Below are 21,133 nucleotides of genomic sequence, written 5' to 3' on the forward strand. Positions count from 1 at the left end.
GTAGTGAAACGTAATAGCGCCGATGGTAGTGTGGGGCCTCCCCATGTGAGAGTAGGACATCGCCAGGCTTCCAATTTAGTGCGGAGTGGTAGTTCAGTTGGTTAGAATACCGGCCTGTCACGCCGGGGGTCGCGGGTTCGAGTCCCGTCCACTCCGCCACTTATTAAAGAAACCTCAGTCGAAAGGCTGGGGTTTTTTGCTATCTATAGCATGGGAAAGGGACTCTCACGAGCCTTCGGCTTGAGTCCCGGTCGTGCGCGACCCCGGCCCTCCGCCACTTATACTAAGCCCAAGTCGAAAGACTTGGGCTTTTTTACGTCTGTGAGATATGTTCGCCTTGCAGGCGAATGAGTCCCGCTGGAGCGCCAGCCCGGCCCTCCGCCACTTATACTAAGCCCAAGCAGAAATGCTTGGGCTTTTTTACGTTTATAGTACCAAGCAATGCATAGCCTCGCGTCTTAAGCTTTACTATCAATACTTTGCTTCTCTGTTACTATCTGTTGTGGCTTATAGCGTGGATAGAAATGGAATGACTTTTATATATAACAGGCAGGAATTGGAGCTTCCTTATCTGGAGGCATACTGCGAGGTGTGCCAGTTTGAAACTGACCGATACCAGCCCTCGGATTTTGAACGCTATGGCGTGCTTTGCCCAGAAGAGATCGCGGGTTCGGTGGGCAAGCGACAGGCTGAGTATCTGGCAGGGCGGTATATGGCCAAATCTGCATTACAACAGCTGGGTTTCGAAGATACCCAAGTAGGCAGGGGATCGCTCAGAGAGCCTGTTTGGCCGCACGGTGTAGTAGGCAGCATCAGCCATAGTAGCGGATATGCTGCCTGTGTGGTGGCTTCGTCAGATGATCCGTGCGCGGGCATTGGTTTGGATATCGAGTCCTTGATAAAGCCAGATGTTTACCAGAATTTTACGGATGTTGTGATAAGTCAGGGCGAAAAGTTGAAAATGAAGGATGCCAATATTGAAGAGGACCTATTTCATACTTTGCTCTTTTCAGCCAAAGAAGCGATTTTTAAAGCCCTTTTCCAGCAAGTTAGACGATATTTTGACTTTCTCGACGTATCACTAACTTTAATTGATCACCTCAGTCTTTGTTTCAGGCTCAATGTTGATCTGGGCGAAAAATTACCTGTTGGGACACAGATAAAAGTCTATTGGATGAAACAGCAGAGCAGAATTATCACATACACTCACTCTCAATACATTTATTGATAATGGTTATCATTATTGATTGTGTAAGGAAGGCCAGTTAGAATCCATACTTTTGTTTCTGGACAATGAATTATGGGAAGTAAGACAAATCACCAAGGGACATTACTACGGCTTGCGCTGCTGATTAATATGCTATCAGTGGGCACATTAATGATGATAATGCCCCTTGGGCCTGATTTAGTGAGGGATATTGGCCTAGCTGGCGAACAAGTAGGCCTCATAAGTGGGGGAGCCACTTTAGGTTCGGCATTAATTGGCTTCTTGTTGGCCCCGTACCTTGATAAGTTCGATCGGAAAAAGTCCCTTGTCTTCTTTTTGGTTTCCCGCTCGGTCTTTATCTTGCTTTGTAGTTGGAGCGAGAGTCCGGTGCAACTGATTGTGGTGTTTGTTATTGCTGGTTGCTTCTCTGGCCCGCTTAATGGGCTAGTGATGGCATCGGTTATTGATGCGACAAGAGTGGAAGAGCGAGGCCGGGCGATGGCGTTTGTCGCCAGTGGCTTTTCTCTTGCGGCGATCTTAGTTGTGCCCGTTTCACTGCTTATTGCCCAGTATTCAAGTTGGCAGATGGCATTTATTTTATCTGGGGTATTGGGGTTGGTTTTAGCCGGAATACTCCAGTTATGTTTCCCTAAACTTTCCCAGCCACAGCAGAATACGACCCAGGCATCAGGCTCTTTGAGCCAGCCCTCGCAAGGCTTAAAAGCTATGGTGTTGTCATTGCCATTTGCTTTGTCTATAGCTATGACTTCAATTGCAATTTTTGGCCATTTCCTGCTAGTTCCCAACATTTCGACCTATTTTCAGTTTAATTTGTCTTTCCCTCGCGAGGAAATCTCTTACCTGTATTTCTTTGGCGGAATAGCCAGTATTTTAGCGATGCGTTGGTCTGGGAAGTTGCTGGATAGAGGGTTCCTAATTTCTACCTTTTCTAGTCTTACCCTACTCGTCATAGCAGTCGTTTATACCGGTTTTGTTTATCAGCCAAATTCAGTACTTATTTATGTGATTTTTATATTATTTATGGCTTCAAGCTCGGCGCGAAGTGCCATGGTATCAGCGGTGGTATCAAGGTGTCCTCCGCCGCAGTTTAGGGCGGCCTTTATGTCCTACCAATCTACGGCCTCCAATGTTGCTGCAGGATTGGCGAGTGTGGTGTCTTCGCTGTATCTATCGACAGCCTCCAACCATCAACTTCAAGGTATTGATGAACTGGCCGGCCTCACCATTCTGTGCAGCCTTGTAATCCCCGTAATTGCTATTTGCTTCCTTATATCGCTGCAGAATCAACGGGCTAGGATGCAGCAGAAACAACCCTAATTTATTTGGTGGGTGAATGCTTTCTATAATTCGTTGTTTTAATTAGCAGAAATTCAACGCATATCAAATTTTTTTAACAAAGCTGAATATTTCCTGTTGACGATGATAATGGTAATAATTATCATTTGCGCCATTGTTTGTAAGGGAGTGTGTAAATGTTTTCGTTTCAAAGGGATAGTGTATTCAAGCTTAGCCGTCTGAATGCCGCATTGTGTGCTGTTGGCCTTGTAACATCTTTGTCTGTTGCCGCAGAGGCAACGACGGATGAAGTCATGGTTGTCACGGCTAGCCAGACAAAGCACCCAGAGTTGACTGCACCAGCGTCGGTTTCGTATATCACGCGTGAAGAGCTTGATGAACTTGTTGTCAATGACGTAGCAGAAGCGGTGCGTAAATTACCGGGGATTAATATTAATCCGGGTACCACCTATGGTCGGAATGAAATTAAAATTCGCGGTTTGGACTCAGATTACACGCTGTTGTTGATTAACGGTCGCCGCATCAACTCGCGTGATGCCCTGACAAGTGCATACGGAAATGACTTCGATCTATCAAGCATCCCGATGTCAGCAGTCGAGCGTATTGAAGTGATCCGTGGCCCGATGTCTTCACTCTACGGTGCCGATGCCCTCGGTGGTGTCGTCAATGTTATCTTGCGGCAACCAACCGATGAGGTTCAGGGGCAGGTCGGTTATCAATATGATGGCCCGACGGAAGGTTCCGGCGGCGATACCCACAAATGGAATGTCTATGCCAGCGGTAGCCTGATCCCAAATACCCTGCTGGGAAATATCATTATTGAGCAGAGTAAGCGTGATGCTTGGCGTACGGATAAAACCATCAACCCAGATACGGATGCGCTTGAAGAGCGTGATGAACTGAATATCTTCTCGACTTTGAAGTGGTTGGTTAATGATCAGCAAGATGTTGATTTGGAGATACTTTATAGTCAAGATGATCGCGATGCCGATTGGAACAACTGGGGTATGGCGGTCAATAATGTTCAGAAGCTGGATCGCACCAATATTGCATTGATCCACAACGGTTACTGGTCGCAGTTTGATTCTCGTCTGCGTTATAACTTTGAGCAATCTGAATTGGAAGATGATTCAGAGCTAAATGGCGCAGTGGGTGATATCAAACAGACCAATAATACTGTCGATGTCCAGCTTTCCGGATATGTCGGTGATCATCTGCTGACCGGTGGGGCAGAGTATCGTAATACCGAACTGAAAAATAACCTGACATTGACCTCAGGTCCTGTTGATTACAGCCAGTCTGCTATTTACCTACAAGATGAAATTTCATTTGGTGATTTGGCCATTACCCTGGGCGGTCGTTTCGATGATCACGAAGTTTACGGTGGTGAATTTAGCCCTCGAGCGTATGCAGTTTACAGTATGACTGATAACTGGGTGGTGAAAGGCGGTGTCGGTAAGGCATTCAAGGCGCCTGGCCTAAACCAGTACAGTGAAGAGTATTCGGTACTGGCTTGCCGTGGAGCTTGCCGCGTAGTCGGTAACCCAGATCTAAAAGCTGAAACATCGGTCAGCTACGAGTTGGGAACTAGTTATCAAGCAGAGCGTTGGGGGGCAGGTTTGACGCTGTTCCAGAATGATATCGAAGATATGATTCAAGCAGAAACTTGGGATCGAGTTAAGACAGAGCTGACGTACTTCAACGTGGATGAAGCCAAGGTTAAGGGCGTTGAACTGCTAGGTTGGTTTGATATCACGGATACAGTGAGTATCTCTGCCAACTACATGTACACAGATGCCAAGGATGAAACGACGGATAAAGCACTGACGCTGACACCCGAGCATACAGCCAATGTACAGCTGGATTGGCAGGTATTGGAAAACTTGTATGTCTATACTTCATACCAGTACACAGGTGAGCAGTATGTCCGTATTGATGAAAAATCAGATGCTTATGGCACCTTGGATCTTGGTGCACGCTATACTGCGATGGACAGCTTGAATGTGAAATTGGGTGTAACCAACCTGACAGACGAAGATCGGGATGACGTGGCAACCAGCTATGATTATATCCTGAAGAGCCGCAGTATTTATGCTGGTGTTTCTTACGACTTCTAATGCTATTAAATAAAAAATAATAACTAAGTGAATAAAGAGCTAAGTGATTAGCTCTTTATTCCTATTTTAAGCAATGTGATGTCACGTTAATTATAAGGAATTAATCCATAGTCTAATTAATTTAGGAGATGTGACATGCAGCATTTTAATGCTGAAGGTGAAAAGTTAAGTCTTAAAAGCGTTCAACCTCGAGGCTTTTATTTTTCTTCGCAAGAGAGAACTATTATAGGAAATGGATTACGGCACTTTATTTCTATTCCTGCTCAGGGTGGTGAAGAATTACATAGTGAATTGCAAAAAGAAATTAGTCGGTGTTTTAAGAAAGAAATTGAGAGAGGTGTTGATAACCCTATTCTAATCGGTTGTATTCCTTTCGATGTTAGTGCGCCTTCGTGTTTATATGTTCCCGAAAATGTTACATCCTATTCCAATAGGCCAGATTTAAATAATGAACCTAATGTATTAGGAAGTATCAATGATTTTGGTGTGGTTTCAAAGCGTAGCAAGCCAAATGAATCCTCTTTCAAAGAGGCTGTCGATAAAGCTGTCGGTAAATTCAAAAGTACTGAGCTTGAAAAAGCAGTGCTATCAAGAGTATTGGAAATAGAACTTAATTCTGACGTTGACGTTGAACAAATATTAACAAGATTGATAAAACAGAACCCTAAAGGTTTTCACTTCTCTATTCCACAGCCAGATCGCTCAGTGTTAGTGGGTGCCAGTCCTGAATTATTGATAAGGAAAGAAGGTGGTTCGATTTATTCTAATCCGCTTGCTGGCTCTGCTAAAAGACAGAGCAATAAACAGCAAGATAAAATAACGAGCGAAAAATTACAGGGATCGGTCAAAGATAATTATGAGCATCGGTTGGTCATCGATCAGATTGCTACTCAGTTATCACCATACTGTCAGACTCTGCATGTACCGCAGCAGCCTTCTTTGTTTGATACGCCGACTATGTGGCACCTTGCAACTTCCATTGAAGGGGAGCTCAAGGATGCGCAGACGAATGCGTTGCAACTTGCCTGCCTGTTGCACCCGACCCCTGCGGTATGCGGGTACCCATTCAACCTCTCACATGATGCCATCAAAGAACTGGAACCCCATGACCGCGGTATGTTTACCGGCATGGTGGGATGGTGTGATGCGCAGGGGAATGGTGAGTGGGCTGTTACTATTCGCTGCGGCAAGGTGCGTGACAATTCGGTGCGCTTGTTTGCCGGTGCTGGGATTGTCGATGCATCTTGTCCCAATGCTGAGTGGGCAGAAACAGAAGCCAAGCTGGGCACAATGCTTGATGCTTTCGGCCTAAAAGAGCAGGAGGTCGCATGAGCGTTGAGTTTACACCATGGCCAGCAGAGCTAGCCGAGCGCTACCGCAAAAAGGGGTATTGGACCGACCAACTTCTTGCCGATATCGTGCAGCGCCACCAGCAGAAAAACTCGGCAAAGCTTGCTTTGGTATGCGGCGATAGAAAGTACAGTTACCAGATGTTGGATCAGCAATCGACCAAATTGGCACTCCATCTAGAGCAGATGGGGCTGGAAAAGGGTGATACGGCTTTGGTCCAGTTGCCTAATGTAGCCGAGTTCTACATTGTCTACTTTGCTTTGTTGAAACTGGGCGTTGTTCCAGTCAATGCGTTGTTCAGCCACAACCGACTTGAACTTAGTGCTTATGCCAAGCAAGTATCCCCTCGCCTGGCTATCGTCTCCAGCCAACACAAGCTGTTTGCCACCGATGATTTTGTTCGCACTCTGAGCGAGCAGAATCCATCGCTGCAGCATTGGGTTGTTGAGGGGGAAGCTAATTTCGGCACCTCACTGACAGCTCTGCTGACCAGCAATCAGGATAGCGAAACCGTAAGCCTGAATAATATTCCGTCCAGGCTAGATGCTGGTATTGATGCCTCTGGCGTCGCCTTTTTCCAGCTATCTGGCGGCAGTACAGGAACCCCGAAGCTGATCCCTCGGACTCACAATGACTATTACTACAGTGTCCGTGCCAGTGCCGAGATCTGCCAGCTCAGCACGGGCACCGTCTATTTGTGTGCTTTGCCTGCGCCGCATAACTTTTCGTTGAGTTCGCCAGGGGCACTTGGGGTGTTCTATGCCGGAGGCACAGTAGTGCTCGCCAGCGATCCAAGCCCGATGACCTGTTTCTCCTTAATAAAAAAACACCATGTCACCATGACCTCTCTGGTGCCTCCGGCTGTCACCTTATGGCTACAAGCTGTACCAGAAAGCAGTGGCATGCTCGATAGCTTGCAAGTGCTTCAGGTTGGCGGGGCAAGGTTAGGCGAGAGCTTGGCAAGACGGATTGCCCCTGAGCTTGGCTGCCAGCTACAGCAGGTCTTCGGCATGGCTGAAGGCTTGGTGAACTACACCCGGTTTGATGACAGCGATTGGCATCGCTTCCATACACAGGGCAGGCCAATCAGTGACGATGATGAAATCCGCATTGTCGATGAAGATGGCAAGTTCGTGCCAGCCGGGGAGCCTGGTGCTCTGCTAACCCGTGGGCCTTACACAATAAGGGGATATTTCAATAGCCCCGGGTATAACGAACAAGCCTTTGATGATGAAGGCTTCTACCGGTCGGGAGATATTGTTTCCATGACATCTGACGGTTACCTCTCCGTTGTCGGACGGGATAAAGATCAGATCAACCGTGGTGGTGAAAAGGTCGCAGCTCAAGAGATTGAAAATCAGTTGTTGGCTCTTACCGAGGTTTCCCAGGCCGCCTTGGTTGCGATGCCGGATGACGTGATGGGGGAGAAAAGCTGTGCATTTATCGTTACCACCACGACCAATACGACCCTCAAGCCAATCACTATCCGCAAGCACCTAAGAGCCTGCGGAATTGCCGAATACAAATTGCCCGATCGCATTGAGCAGGTGGCGGCATTACCGATGACCCCTGTAGGCAAGATTGATAAAAAAGCACTGCGCCAGCAGATCGCCGAGCAAATTAACCGTCAGCAAACACAATCGCTGAACACCAAAAAGGACGCTATATCATGACTATCCCATCACTACCGACTTACACGATGCCTCTGCCATCGGCCTTTCCTGCCAACAAGGTAGATTGGGAGTTTGACCCGAGCAAAGCGGTATTCCTGATCCATGACATGCAGGAGTACTTTGTCAGCTTTTACGATAAAGAGTCCCCATTAATTCAGACTCTGCTGACCAACTTGGTTGCCGTTAAGCGCTACTGCCGTCAAGTGGGGATCCCTGTGGTGTATACCTCCCAGCCACGGGAGCAAAATATGGCAGATCGTGCACTACTTAATGACATGTGGGGGCCGGGCTTGAACAAGGCTCCGGAACTGCAGCCAATCATTGCAGAGCTAGCTCCACTGGAAGGTGACACGGTTTTGGACAAGTGGCGTTACTCTGCATTTCAGCGTTCACCGCTGGAGCATATGATGGGCGAGCTGGGCCGCGACCAACTGCTGATTGGCGGGATCTACGGCCATATTGGTTGCCTGATGACGGCTGTCGATGCCTTCATGCGCGATATCAAGCCATTTATGATCGGTGATGCAATTGCTGACTTTTCTTTGCCTGAGCATGAAATGGCGCTGCAGTATGTCGCTACCCGAGCAGGTGTTGTGCTGAGCACCGAACAGCTGATCGGTAAAAACAGTCAACCAGCTATTAGCCGTGATGCCTTGCTGGCACAGATTGCCAAACTGGTCGATGAGCCAGTTGAGGAGTTTGACGCTGACGAGAACTTGATTGATTACGGTTTGGACTCTGTCCAGATCATGTCGCTGCTGACCGAATGGCGCAAGGTGGGTATTACCCTGAACTTTGTCCAGATCGCAGAGGTACCGACCTTCAACCAGTGGTGGGCCATGATTGAAGCCCAGCAGGAAGGTGCGAAATGAGTACCCAACAGACTGCTTCATCACCACGCCATGAACTGAACACTGCACAGCATGGTTTATGGCTTGGCCATACCCTCAATGACGATAAGGCACTGTTCAATACTGCTGAGTGTATTGTGTTTGATGGTAAGGTTGATGAGAAAAAGCTGGAAGCTGCTGTCCGTCAGGCTGTTGCCGAAAGCGAGTGCCTGTCTTGCCATTATCGCAGCGACGACCAGCAGCCATTCCGGATGGTGGTGAACCAGCCGGTGCCTTTCTCAACAGTCCCGCTTGCTGTCACCGGGGATGAAATTGCAGCCGTTCGTCATTGGGCAAGCCTGGATTTATCAATGCCTTTCATCATTGATAATGAATTACCTTGCCGTTTTGCTTTGTTGCAAGGACAGCAAGCTGACTATCTCTATCTATGCGTTCACCATATAGCGCTCGACGGGTTTGGTACAACGCTGTTGTTCCAGCGCATTGCCGAGGTGTATTCGAGTTTGGTCGGCCAGCAGGCCGTTACCGATTCGTCGTTTGGGTCATTCCAGCCTGTGCTTGAAGAGGACAACCGGCGCCGCGAGTCTGGTGCTTACCAGAAAGCGCAGGACTACTGGCTTGAAATACTGGCTGGCAGCACCCGACCTTCTACTTATGCCACCGATATTGCCCCTATCTCAGCCAAGTTCCATCGCGAAACTGCTGAGCTACCGGAGCTGTTGTGGCAGCAATGCCAGCAGCAGGCGGAGGCTCTGAACCTGACTTGGGCTGATGTCTTCCTTGCCGCGCTGGCGACTCACCTGTGGCAATTCAACCGCGATGAAAAAGTGGTGATTGGCATGATGGTGATGAACCGGCTGGGGTCGAAGTCACTGACTGTGCCGTGTATGCAGATGAATATCGTGCCTTTGGTTGTCGATATTGGCGAGCAGGACGACTTGGCTGCCGTTGTACGTAAGGTTGCTGCACACAAAAAGAAAATGCGCCGTTTCCAGCATTTTCGCTACGAGGATCTGCGTCGCGAACTCAACCGGGTTGGTGGTGAAGAGCGCCTATATGGCACCTTGGTCAATATCATGCCATTCGACCACCCGTTGCAATATGGAAACCTTGCCGCGGAAACCCTGAACCTCAGTGCCGGGCCGGTTGAAGATCTGACGATTGAGTTGCATTGCAAGCCCGGAGGGATCCCGACGATTGATTTTGATGCCAACCCGGCAGTATACGACAAGCTGCGATTGACGAATTTGCAAGGGGAGCTGCTGGCGTTATTGGCGGAATGGATGGCCGCACCAGAACGCAAAACGGCTGAACTGCTGAAAAAACACCATGCTAAAGCGAGGCAGCAAGCACTGATCGCCGGCGATGAATTAGCTATCGGCAAGGGTGTGCTGGAAGCTATTCGGTCTCAGGCTGCTGCAAACCCTAACCGTATTGCGGTAGAGCAAGAGGGTGACTCGCTGAGCTACCAAAGTCTGCTCTCTGCGGCAGGTTCCACGGCAGCAGCACTGAAACAGCTCGGGGTAAAACCGGGGGATAAAGTCGGGGTCGCCCTGAGCCGTTCTATCCCCTGCATAACAACGGTGCTTGGGGTGATGTTGAGCGGTGCGGTGTATGTCCCGCTTGATCCAGAGCAGCCTTTTGAGCGCCAGCAAGCTATTGCAGGTTTAGCTGGGCTGCGCCTGGTAGTAACGGAAGCACAATATCAACATCGGCTAGTAGCGCTTGGCCTCCCAGTCCACCTTGCTGGCCAGCTAGTGGCTGAGGTTATTGATCTGCCGGAGGTTCAAGACAGTGACTTGGCTTATATCATGTTCACTTCTGGGTCGACTGGGCAGCCGAAAGGGGTCGAGCTTAGCTACCGTGCGCTAAACCATTTCGTTGTGGCAGCAGCCCAGCGCTATGGCATTACCAGTCAAGATCGGGTGTTGCAGTTTGCGCCTTATAATTTTGACGCCAGCATTGAAGAAATATTTGTCACCCTCAGCCAAGGAGCAACCTTGGTACTGCGAACCGATGCCATGCTGGAATCGATGTCGACGTTCTCGGACAGCTTGCAGCAGGCTAAAGTAACAGTGCTGGACTTACCGACTGCTTTTTGGAATGAGTGGGTTGTCAGCCTCCATGGCGATACCGCTACCCTGCCGGATACACTCGAGAAGGTCATCATTGGTGGTGAGGCGGTTTATCCTGAGCCTCTGTCCCACTGGCAAGCTGCTGTTGAGCAGAGCCGGGCTACTATCCAACTCTTTAATACCTACGGCCCAACGGAAGCCACTGTCGTTGCTACTTGCGCCGAGCTACAGGACTTCCGGGGAGACGATGCCCAGTTGCCTATCGGCCTGCCTCTACCCGGCGTCGAAGCCTTGGTGCTAGACAGCCGACAGTGTCCAGCCTCCAGCGGTGAGTTGGTGATCATGGGCGATACGCTGGCCGAGGGCTACATTGGTCAAACCCATCCTGCATTTTCTGCGTTGCTGGTGGGCGGGCAGCTGCGCCGCATCTACCGTACCGGGGATCGGGTGACGCTGAGCCATGATGCCCATACCCAGAATGCTAATACCCAAAAAGCTAATACCCAAAAAGCTAATACCCAGGAAGCCAATACCCAGCATGGCAGTAACCAGCAATCACAGCTGATATACCAAGGCCGGATCGACAACGAGTTCAAGATCAGCGGCTACCGAATCCAGCCTGGGGAGGTGGAATCACATCTGCTGGCTATACCGGGTGTGGTTGAAGCATGCGTGCAAGGGGTAACTTACCCAAGTGGACTGCGCCGCCTAGTGGCTTTTGTTGCCGGTGATACTGAAGCGTCATCGCAACCCCTGCCACAGCCCCAAACGTTAAAGCAATCCCTGCTCGAACACCTGCCTCATGCCATGGTGCCGTCAGACTTCAGGCTGCTGGAAGCCTTGCCTAAGACAACCAGCAACAAAGTTGATCGCAAGGCGTTGCTGGCTCGCTACCATCAGGAAGCCAACAACCAGGAGTTGGCAACGGAGACCGAAAATCGTGTCAGTGCCATTTGGCAGCAGGTGTTGGGTGTCGCTGCCATTGGCTCACAGGATAATTTCTTTGCCCTTGGCGGTCAGTCGTTGCAGACCATTCAAATCGTTAACCGCCTTGCGGCCGAGTTTGGTGTCAGTGTCAAAGTGTCTGATGTGTTCGACAGGCCGGTACTGAGTGAATTCTGTGGTTATCTCGATGAGATGCAGCAGCAAGGCGAAGATGAAGTGGAGATGGTGTGGTAATGGCAAAGCAGAATACTCAGTCCGCCGAGGCGGCAGAATTTGCAGGAAAAACGGTTTGGGTGACCGGTGCTGCCCGGGGCATTGGCTATCAGGTCGCGATGGGGTTCCATCGCCAGGGCGCTCGTGTTTTCGGCTTGGATATTGATTTTGCTGAGGCACAACGCGAAGGGCTAGAGCACCCATTTGCAATTCAGGAAGTCGATCTGGCCTGTGCCGATTCGGTTGCTAAAGCCAGCGAGGTTATCTTGGCACAACAACCACAGATTGATGTACTGGTGAATGTGGCTGGCGTATTGCGCTTGGGCGAAACCGAACAGCTGACATTGGATGACTGGCACACCTGCCTGAATGTCAACGCCTCGGGGCCGTTCTACCTGCTACGCCAGTTGATCCCGCAATTCAAGCAGCAGCGGTATGGCGCGATAGTGACAGTCAGCTCCAATGCGGCCCATGTGCCGAGGCTGCAGATGGCGGCGTACTGCGCTTCCAAGGCGGCGCTGACCAGCTTGTCCCACTGCGTAGCATTGGAGCTGGCACCGTTTGGCGTGCGCTGCAATGTAGTATCCCCAGGTTCGACCGATACCCGAATGCAGCGAGAGCTTTGGCATAGCGATGATGCCGAGCAGCAAACCATTGCCGGCTTCCAGCAACAGTTCAAGCTGGGGATCCCGCTTGGAAAAATAGCCCGTCCTGAGGAGATCGCGCAGGTTGTGATGTTCCTCGCTTCAGAGCAGGCCAGCCATGTCACGATGCAAGACATTGTGGTGGATGGCGGTGCGGTATTGAGTGCCTGAGGCAGAAACAAGGATAGTTTAATGAAAGATATCATTACTTTACTGACCACCCTGGAGCAGCAGGGGGTCAAGCTGGCGCTCAACGACAAAGGCCAGCTGGTGTCGCAATGCAACAAGCAGGCAATGACACCGGCTATCGGGCAGCAGATCCGTACCCACAAGGAAGACATTGTCCGTTGCCTCATGGCCCGGAAAGCCTATGAGGCCCCTATTCCGGCACTGAAAGCAAGCGAGGGGCCGCTCTCTTTTTCTCAGAGCGGTCTGTGGTTTATCGAGCAATACGAGGACAACTCACACCTCTACAATATGCCGGTGCACTTTCGCCTGACAGGTCTGTTGGATGTTGCTGCATTGGAGTATGCGTTTTCGGTGTTGGTAGAAAAGCATGCCAGCCTGCGTACCCGGTTTATCCGTAATGCGGCAGGGAAGGGGGAGCAGCATATTGTTGGGAAGATGGAGCTTGAGGTAAAACATCATGACTTGTCGCATCTCGCTAAGGCGGAGCGCGAGCAAGCCTTGCTGGGAATGTTGGAACGCGATATATACCAGTCGTTCGATTTAGAGCAGGGCGGCTTGACCCGGGTCGAGCTTGTGCGACTAGGCGAAGAAGAGCATTTGCTGATGCTAACCCAACATCACATTATATCGGACGGTTGGTCGGTCAAGAATATGTTTGCCGACTTCAAGCAGGCGTTCCTCGATTTCCAGAACAATCAGCCGCGCGATGTAGAACCGACCCGAATAAACTATATCGACTACGCCCACTGGCTAAACTCGCCGGCATTCCGCGATTACCATGACGAGTTCAAGCCATTTTGGATTGACCGCCTCAAGGGGATCCCGGAAGTCCACGCACTGCCACTGGACAAGCCCCGCCCGGCAAGCCATGACAATGACGGTGCGCTGGTTTTCTCGCATATCAGCTTGCCGACCTGGCAGGCATTCCAGCGCCTTTGCCAAGGCCAGAGTACGTCTTATTTCATCGGTCTGCATGCCATCTTCTCGCTTTTGATGGCCCGCCTAGGGGATGAGCCCGATGTGGTCATTGGTACCCCGCTGGCCTACCGTGAACGGCCTGATATTGAAGATGTGGTCGGCTTTTTCGTCAATACGATTGTGCTGCGAACCCAGCTGGATACATCGCAGTCTTTTGTGGAGTACCTGCGTTATTGTCGCGAGCAGGATCTGGCAGCCTTTGATCACCAGTTGTTCCGTTTCGAAGCACTGAGTGAAGCGATCGGCGCTGATCGCACCACGGCATTGAACCCGATCTTCCAGATTATGTTGGTGTACCAGGCCAAGGTAGATTTCAATGACTTGATCCCCGGCTGTGGTGCTGTTGAAGAGCCAACCCCGGTCTTGCCTGCGAAAACCGATCTGTCCCTCAAAGTGACCGAGTTGGTAGACGGGGTTAGGCTGGAGTGGCTCTACAGCAAAGGTGTCTTTGAGCATGAGACGGTAGCGCGCTTCGCCGAGATGTTCCTTAACTTGTTTGAAGCGGTACTGGCATCGCCGGACTGCAATGCAATGGCTTTGCCGCTGTGCAAGAAAGATGCCTTTGAGCCTTTGGGCAAGTCGCTGGCAGCACTGCCCCAGGATTACCCGCCGAATGTGTTGATCCACCATCGGATCAGCGAGTATGCCAATCATTACCCAGACCATACCGCTGTTCAGCTCGAGGGAGATAATGGCTTTACTACTCTGACCTATGGCGAGTTGGAGCGGGCGGCTAATCAGCTGGCGCATTGGCTGGTAGCCAATATGGGGAGCGCCTCTTTTGTGGGGATTGCAGCCTGCCGCAAACCATTGTTTGTTATTTCTGCACTTGCCGCCTGGAAAGCTGGCAAAGCCTATGTGCCGTTGGATCCTGCTTACCCAACCTCACGTCTGGCCCACATGTGCGATGATGCTGGACTAGGATGTATCCTGACCCCGGATGGTGAGTTTGCAGCCTTGCACCCGGCGTTAGACGGGGTGATTGATTACAGCGATCACCGCTTCCAGACCCAGTTGGCAAATAGCGCCGATAACTGTCCGGCACAAGGGGAATACAGCCCGGCCGAGCTGGCTTACGTTATCTACACTTCGGGCTCGACAGGTTTGCCTAAAGGGGTGGAAATTGAGCATGGGGCGTTTGCCAATGTGCTTCAGGATCACCAGCAGCGTCTGTCCCTGCAGCCCGATAGCCGGATGTTGAATCCGATGTCGCTGGCCTTCGATGCCGGGAACATGACCGCCTTGCTGCCGTTGTTTAGCGGCTCAACTCTGTGTTTTGCCGAGCCGAATGATCGCTTGCTCGAGCAGGCAGAAGCTTTGCAGGCAAGCCATATGATCTGCTCTACCGCCCTTTTCTCTGCGCTGGAACCTCGTCCATTACGTTTCTTGAAAACTGTCGCTATCGGTGGTGAGGCGTGCCCTGAACATCTGGCTGAGAGCTGGGCCAGTGAGCTGCAGCTATTCAATATGTATGGCCCGACCGAGTGTTCGGTGACTGCTCTGGTCAAAACATTGGAGACGGGGCAGTCTGTGACTATCGGTAAGCCGGTCGATAACATCCAGGCAATGATTGTTGACAGCCATGGCCAGCTTTGCCCGGTTGGGGTACCCGGAGAGCTATATCTTACCGGCATTGGTCTTGCCCGGGGTTATCTCAACCAACCTGAGCTGACTGCCAAAGCCTTTGTCGAGTGCGAGCTGGCAGGGCACAAGCGCCGCTGCTACCGGACCGGTGACAAGGCCCGTTGGCTGAATAATGGTGAAGTGGAATATTTAGGGCGGCTTGATCAGCAGGTTAAGCTACGAGGCTACAGGATTGAGCTCAAGGAAATCGAAAACCAACTGGCAGAGTTGGCGGATGGGCTAACCCAAATCCGGGTGATCGTCGCCGGAGAAGGGGCACGCCGTCAGCTTGTGGCTTATGCGACCAGCAAGCCCGGTGTAACCATCGATCCGATAGGTGTGCTCAGCCAGGCCAGTCAACTACTCCCTGAGTACATGGTACCTGCGGCACTGATCCTGATTGACGAGCTTCCACTTACGGTCAATGGCAAGCTCGATATTGAGCGGCTTCCAGCCTTCGAGCAGGCTGCTGTAGGCGAAGTGCCGGAAAACCAGATGGAAGCTGATATGCTGGCGGTTTGGCGCGATGTCCTCAATACCGACTTAGGTGTTGAGGATGACTTCTTCCGTTTGGGCGGAGATTCCATTCTCAGTATCCAGCTCAATACCCGCTTGCGTGATGCCGGTTTCGATTGTTCGGTCAAAGATGTGTTCGAAGCAAAAACCGTTCGCCGCTTGTGCCGCCATCTCCATGCTACCCAAGATCAGGTACGTCAGATTAGTGCAGAGCAGGGTCTGTTGAGTGGTGAGTTCGACTGGCACCCTATCCAGCACTGGTTCGAGCAACAGCCATTCCGTTGTCCCGAGCATTGGAACCAAGCGGTCGTGTTGCAGATCCCTGATCTCGATGTCGCAGAGCTCGAGGCTATGATGTCACAGCTGCTGTCCCACCATGATGCGCTGAGGCTTCTGGTCGGCGACGGTGAAACTGCAAGCCAGCGATATCTCGATACGGTTGAGCTGCCGCCTTTGATTCAGCTTGATGCCTCTGTGCTTGATGAGCAGGAGCTCCACCATGCTTTGACCCAACTGCAGAGCGGATTCGATCTGCACCATGGCCCGGTAATGGCTTGGGCGAAAATCAGTAACTTGGAAGTTGAAGGTAAGCAGCAAACAGGACTGTTCTTGGCGTTCCATCACTGGGGGGTAGATGCCGTTTCCTGGCGTATTATGGCGCAGGACTTGGCGCGGTTAGCGAGTGGTCGGCCACTGGCAGAGAAAGCAACGAGTTACCGCCAATGGGGAGAGGCACTCAAACGTTATGCTGAAGATAACCATGGGCAGTTGGCGTACTGGAAAGCGATGGCGAGTAGTAGCGATAACCACTTGCCAGCTCAGCAGGTGAACTACGGTGCTGGCGGAGAGGTACAGTCAAGCTATGCCATGTTGCAGCTAACGCCTGAGCTCACTACCCGGTTGGTCGAGACAGCCAACAAGGCTTTCGATACCGAGGTGAGGGAGCTGCTGCTGGTAGCCTTAGCTGCCACTCTCAGTGACATGGGGTGGGGCTCACGCCAGACCATCATGCTCGAAGGCCATGGCCGGGAAGCGATATACGATGAGTTGGATGTTAGCCAGACCGTGGGTTGGTTTACCAGTATTTTTCCTTCAACGGTTGATTGCCGGGGCACTTTGTCAGACACCATCAGGCAAACCAAAGAGCAACTGCGGGCGATACCGGACAATGGTATCGGGTTTAATGCGTTGCGTTGTCATCATCCTCAAGGTGATAGCTTGGCACTCTCTCCTGTGGTGTTGAATTACCTTGGCCGCCAAACCCAGGAGCCGGGGATGTGGCGTCCTCTGCCTGTTGTACCGGGCCAACTATCATCACCGCTTAACCCTGCTGCGGAATTGATCAGCCTGCATGGTGGGATCAATGGCAGCACCCTGACTTTGCGTCAAATCGGCGTGCTGGAACAAGCGCTCAGCGAGCAGTTGATGGCCGCCCTTAAAGCCAAAATTGAGCATGTTGTGGTCTACTGCGAACAGCAGTACCAGCAACACGGCTATCAGCCGACACCCTTAATGAGGCAAGCATGTTTGGAGGGCACAGATGATTGAGAGTCAAAATGTCCCTTGCGTTGATGATGAGACGTTGGCCGAATCGTTGCTGTCAGCGCTCAACGAAGCGGCGCAAGCGCAGCGTATTGCGCTGGACTTTCAAGGCCGGGCGTATAGCTATTGCGAGATACAGGCTCAGGCTGCCGCTATTCAGCAGGTACTGGTTGACCATGGAATAACTCAGGGGGACAGGGTCGGATTGTACCTTGAACGCTCACCGGCGATGGTGTCGGCGATGCTGGCTTGTTTATTGTCGGGGGTGGTTTTCGTCCCGTTGGATCCACTGTTCCCCGCAGCGAGGCTGGTGGCGATTGAGCAGGAAGCGCAATTGGCAACAGTACTAGGCGATAGTGAGGTGCCTGCAGGGCCGAAGTTCTCTTGTTCTTTGATACAGGTATTGTCTGGCTTGCCGGCAGAAGGCATGGAACCCCAAGGTAGTGATCGTTCACAGATCCCTTGGGGTGTGGATTTGCCGCCGCGAGCGCCTGCCTACATGATGTTTACTTCTGGCTCGACCGGAAAGCCTAAAGGCGTGGTGATCAGCTATCAGGCCCTACAGACATTTCTTAGAGCCAGCATTGATCGGCTGGGCTTAGATAAACAGTGTTATTGGCTACTTATCACCACAATGGCTTTTGACATCTCGATGCTGGAGATCTTTGCGCCCTTGCTGGTGGGAGGCCGGATGGTGCTGACATCGAGCCAGGAGCATAAAGATCCTCACGCCGTCGCTGAGTATCTGGATCGTTTTCCCCAGATTAATGTCTTGCAGGCCACCCCCTCTTTCTGGCGTATGCTGGTTAATTGTGGCTGGCAGGGCAAATCTGATTTGATGGCGCTCAGTGGCGGTGAAGCCTTGGATGGCAGGTTGGCCCAACAGCTTTTCGGCCGATGCAATGAGCTTTGGAATTGCTACGGTCCGACCGAGGCCACGGTATGGTCATTGATGAGCAGAGTCATGGCTTGCGATCAAAATGGGCCTGCTATTCACATCGGTTCCAGCCTTTCTGGCTATGCCCACTGGGTGCTAGATGGCAACGGGATGGAAGTGGCTATTGGGGAAGAAGGCGAGCTATGTATTCTTGGTGCAGCCCTTAGTGAAGGCTACTGGCAGCGGTCTGATCTGACGGCTCGCCAGTTTGTGAACCACCCAGAAAGCGGTGTGCGGTATTACCGTACCGGGGATCGGGTGCGCAAGCTGGGAGAAGATAGCTTTCACTACCTGGGGCGTTTTGATGATCAGGTTAAGCTGCGGGGCTATCGGATTGAGCTTGGGGAAATAGAGTCTCAGCTGCGCAATATTCCTCAGGTCGGGGATGCAGCAGTTCGCCTTGAGGGTGAGGGAGGGGTGGCTATGCTAGTTGCTTACCTTGAGGTCGAGTCGCTGCCGTCGAGGCTACAGCTGCGTAAGTTACTCTCTAACTCGTTGCCAGCGTATATGATCCCCAGCCGCTTTAACCGATTGGATTGTTTGCCCAAAACTGCCAGCGGCAAGGTGGATCGCAAACGCTTGGAGGAAGCCACTGGTGTGACGTGAACACCATAACCTAGCAATGACCTAACTCGCTGAACTAAAAAAACGCCCTCGGGGCGTTTTTTTATAGAAAAATTCTTTATTTTTACTGTTTGATATTAGGCTCAAAGCAACAGTATGAAAATTTCAAAAACGCATAAAACATCCATGTTGCTCCGACCCGCCATCCCTGGCGGGTAGGTTTTGAATTTTCATACAGCTGCATTCAATCTCTTAAAGTTCCAGGCTAAAGAGTGTATTTGAGTTTAATTTTTTACCAGTGGCTCGGCCCCAGGTTGACTGACAAGCTGGACGATATCTTCCATAACTTTCAATGCCGCAAGCGGGCCGCCGACCGAGGTCCACAATGAGCCGTCAACCGCAGCATAGCGGCCGGATTGGATTGCACTGAGCTGCTGGAAGGCTGGGGTTGCTTCAGCTTGTTTCATCGCATCGACAGCTTCGCCTATGGTACTCAGGGTACCTACCACCATCCAGTCCCCATCAAGGAGTTCAAGCGCTTCAAGGCTCAGTGACAGCGAGTGGGTATGGCCGGGATCCTGCTGGTAGTCAGGGCGCTTCATGCCGAGATCGTCAATAACCTGGCTGGCGAAAGAGTCGCGAAACATATAGGCCGGCCCTTTGGGATTCCAACGTACCACGCTGATAGTTTGTCCGAGTTTATCGCCGATGGCCTGTTTGGCCTGCTGCGCGGCAGATTGGTACTGGGCCATGAAATCTTTGGCTGCCTGTTGGCGGTTGAGGATCTGAGCGGTGCGGTCAAAAGTTTCCTTCCACGGTTCACCACGCTGGAAAGTGACAATAGTTGGCGCGATTTCGCCGAGCAGCTCGATCACTTCAGGCCGGTTTGGTGTGGTCAGGATCAGGTCGGGTTCCAGCTCGAGTATCTTTTCCAGGTTTGGGCGGTTCAGATCGCCAACAATCTCGATGTCACCGCCGATGGCCGACTCAAGATAACGAGGTAGGGACTGCTGGCCGCGACCGTTAACGGTACCGACGGGGGTAACCCCGAGGGCTAGGGCGATATCGAGGTCAATTTCGCTCAGGGTGATGATTCGTTGGGGTGAATTTGGAATCGTCACTTTCTTGCCATATACATCTTCGACTGTGCGCAGCGAAGTGGCATGGACGGTAGACACAAAGCTGAGTAGTGCTAGCACCGAGAGGAAACGCTTAAGCAACATAATGCTCCCTTATTATGTTTAATGTGTTGATTTAGAAATGAATCACAAAAAATATTACATGATAAGGATATTGATAACTATTTTTATTTAGATCTATTCATATAAATTAGGGATTGATATCATGTCTGCCCTATTCGATATACATGGAGTTGCAATCGATGTCCAAGCATCACCTATTCTGGCTCGGTACAGGCGTGTCAGGGATGGCGTGCCTGGCCTTGCTGTCATTGTCCGTTGGGGCAGGTGATTACGGCTTACCCAAAATCATTGGCTATTATTTTCACACCCTTTCTCCCGACCCGCATATGATCATGGTGATGGATACCTTGCGGCTTCCACGTACCTTATGTGCCGTGATGGTGGGGGTGTGCTTGTCGCTGGCGGCGTCATTGCTGCAAAGTGCCACCCGTAACCCGCTGGCAGAGCCGGGTCTACTCGGGGTGAATGCAGGCGCTGTATTGGGGCTGGTGATCGGTTTGACTTACTTTGATGTTGAGTCGGCGCATGGCTACTTGGTTTGGTCCGGGATGGGGGCGTTTACCGGCAACCTCGTCGTGCTGGTGGTCGGGCAGCTAATGGGAAAGTCCAGTCCGCTTAAGCTCATCTTGGTTGGTGTTGCGCTAACGGCAACCTTTGGTGGCCTGTCCAACTATATTTTGCTGTCCAATCAGGTGGTACTGGATCAGTTTCGTTTTTGGAACTTGGGATCGCTGGCTGCGGCCGATATGTCAGCCATGGCGATCATATTGCCTTTCATGCTGGCCGTTATTGTCGTGACGGTATTACTGGCCAGGCAACTGACGATGATGCAATTGGGCGAAGAGCAAGCCCGTGCTTTGGGGATAAACACTCATTGGGTGCGGATCGGGGTGTTGTTGGCTGCCACCGTGTTTACAGCCTGTGCAATCTCCGTGGCCGGACCGATTGGTTTCGTTGGTTTCCTTGCCGCTTACTGCGCTCGAATGGTTGAGCCGGTTCGTCTATCGTTGCAGATTGTTTTCTCATCTCTGTTCGGCACAATTTTCTTGTTGGTCGCTGACATCCTCGCCCGCTATTTGATTCAACCTTTCGAGATGCCCAATGGTGTGATCCTCGCATTGATTGGTGCCCCGGTATTGATTGCCGTTGTCCATCGCGGTGGGTTCCGTGCCTTGCTGGCTGTGAAATAA

12 protein-coding genes and 1 tRNA gene are annotated in these 21,133 nt (G+C 51.4%); 12 read left to right on the top strand and 1 reads right to left on the bottom strand.

Annotation, left to right across the window (positions count from 1 at the left end; all coding sequences use genetic code 11):
- Positions 1-82 precede the first annotated feature (82 nt).
- From R2X38_RS20290 to R2X38_RS20340, 11 genes are all read left to right on the top strand, one after another.
- Positions 83-159: transfer RNA gene (locus tag R2X38_RS20290), tRNA-Asp, on the top strand.
- Between the two features lie 370 nt (positions 160-529).
- On the top strand, positions 530-1,228 hold the full coding sequence (locus tag R2X38_RS20295; RefSeq protein ID WP_317524171.1) for a 4'-phosphopantetheinyl transferase: 699 nt from the start codon (positions 530-532) through the stop codon (positions 1,226-1,228).
- A 72-nt stretch (positions 1,229-1,300) separates the two neighbouring features.
- Complete coding sequence (locus R2X38_RS20300) at positions 1,301-2,545, top strand: MFS transporter (RefSeq protein ID WP_317524172.1); 1,245 nt, start codon at positions 1,301-1,303, stop codon at positions 2,543-2,545.
- Positions 2,546-2,700: 155 nt separating this feature from the next.
- A complete protein-coding gene (locus R2X38_RS20305; protein ID WP_317524173.1) occupies positions 2,701-4,641 on the top strand; it encodes a TonB-dependent receptor domain-containing protein in 1,941 nt (646 codons plus the stop codon).
- Between the two features lie 135 nt (positions 4,642-4,776).
- The gene (locus tag R2X38_RS20310; RefSeq protein ID WP_317524175.1) at positions 4,777-5,973 is read left to right on the top strand and encodes an isochorismate synthase; all 1,197 of its coding nucleotides are present in this window, start codon (positions 4,777-4,779) and stop codon (positions 5,971-5,973) included.
- Positions 5,970-7,664, top strand: coding sequence for a (2,3-dihydroxybenzoyl)adenylate synthase (locus R2X38_RS20315; RefSeq protein ID WP_317524176.1), 1,695 nt, complete (start codon positions 5,970-5,972; stop codon positions 7,662-7,664). The genes R2X38_RS20310 and R2X38_RS20315 overlap by 4 nt, the downstream gene beginning before the upstream one ends.
- A complete protein-coding gene (locus tag R2X38_RS20320) occupies positions 7,661-8,536 on the top strand; it encodes an isochorismatase family protein (protein ID WP_317524177.1) in 876 nt (291 codons plus the stop codon). The genes R2X38_RS20315 and R2X38_RS20320 overlap by 4 nt, the downstream gene beginning before the upstream one ends.
- Entirely contained in the window at positions 8,533-11,769 is a 3,237-nt protein-coding gene (locus tag R2X38_RS20325) for an AMP-binding protein (protein ID WP_317524178.1), read from the top strand. Before R2X38_RS20320 ends, R2X38_RS20325 begins: the two co-directional genes overlap by 4 nt.
- Positions 11,769-12,563, top strand: a complete 795-nt coding sequence (dhbA, locus tag R2X38_RS20330) for a 2,3-dihydro-2,3-dihydroxybenzoate dehydrogenase (protein ID WP_317524180.1) — start codon at positions 11,769-11,771, stop codon at positions 12,561-12,563. The genes R2X38_RS20325 and dhbA overlap by 1 nt, the downstream gene beginning before the upstream one ends.
- 21 nt (positions 12,564-12,584) lie before the next feature.
- Positions 12,585-17,246, top strand: coding sequence for a non-ribosomal peptide synthetase (locus R2X38_RS20335; protein WP_317524181.1), 4,662 nt, complete (start codon positions 12,585-12,587; stop codon positions 17,244-17,246).
- Positions 17,239-18,783, top strand: a complete 1,545-nt coding sequence (locus R2X38_RS20340; RefSeq protein ID WP_317524182.1) for an amino acid adenylation domain-containing protein — start codon at positions 17,239-17,241, stop codon at positions 18,781-18,783. The genes R2X38_RS20335 and R2X38_RS20340 overlap by 8 nt, the downstream gene beginning before the upstream one ends.
- A gap of 242 nt (positions 18,784-19,025) precedes the next feature.
- Here R2X38_RS20340 and R2X38_RS20345 read toward each other — a convergent pair whose 3' ends face one another.
- Positions 19,026-19,964: an iron-siderophore ABC transporter substrate-binding protein gene (locus R2X38_RS20345; protein WP_317524184.1), complete on the bottom strand. Its 939-nt coding sequence runs from the start codon at positions 19,962-19,964 to the stop codon at positions 19,026-19,028.
- A 158-nt stretch (positions 19,965-20,122) separates the two neighbouring features.
- Here R2X38_RS20345 and R2X38_RS20350 point away from each other — a divergent pair, with 158 nt between their 5' ends.
- Positions 20,123-21,133 (top strand): iron ABC transporter permease, encoded by a 1,011-nt coding sequence (locus R2X38_RS20350; protein WP_317524185.1) that lies wholly within the window; start codon positions 20,123-20,125, stop codon positions 21,131-21,133.

The sequence above is a fragment of the Photobacterium rosenbergii genome (assembly GCF_033022775.1).
Classification (GTDB): Bacteria; Pseudomonadota; Gammaproteobacteria; order Enterobacterales; family Vibrionaceae; genus Photobacterium; species Photobacterium rosenbergii_A.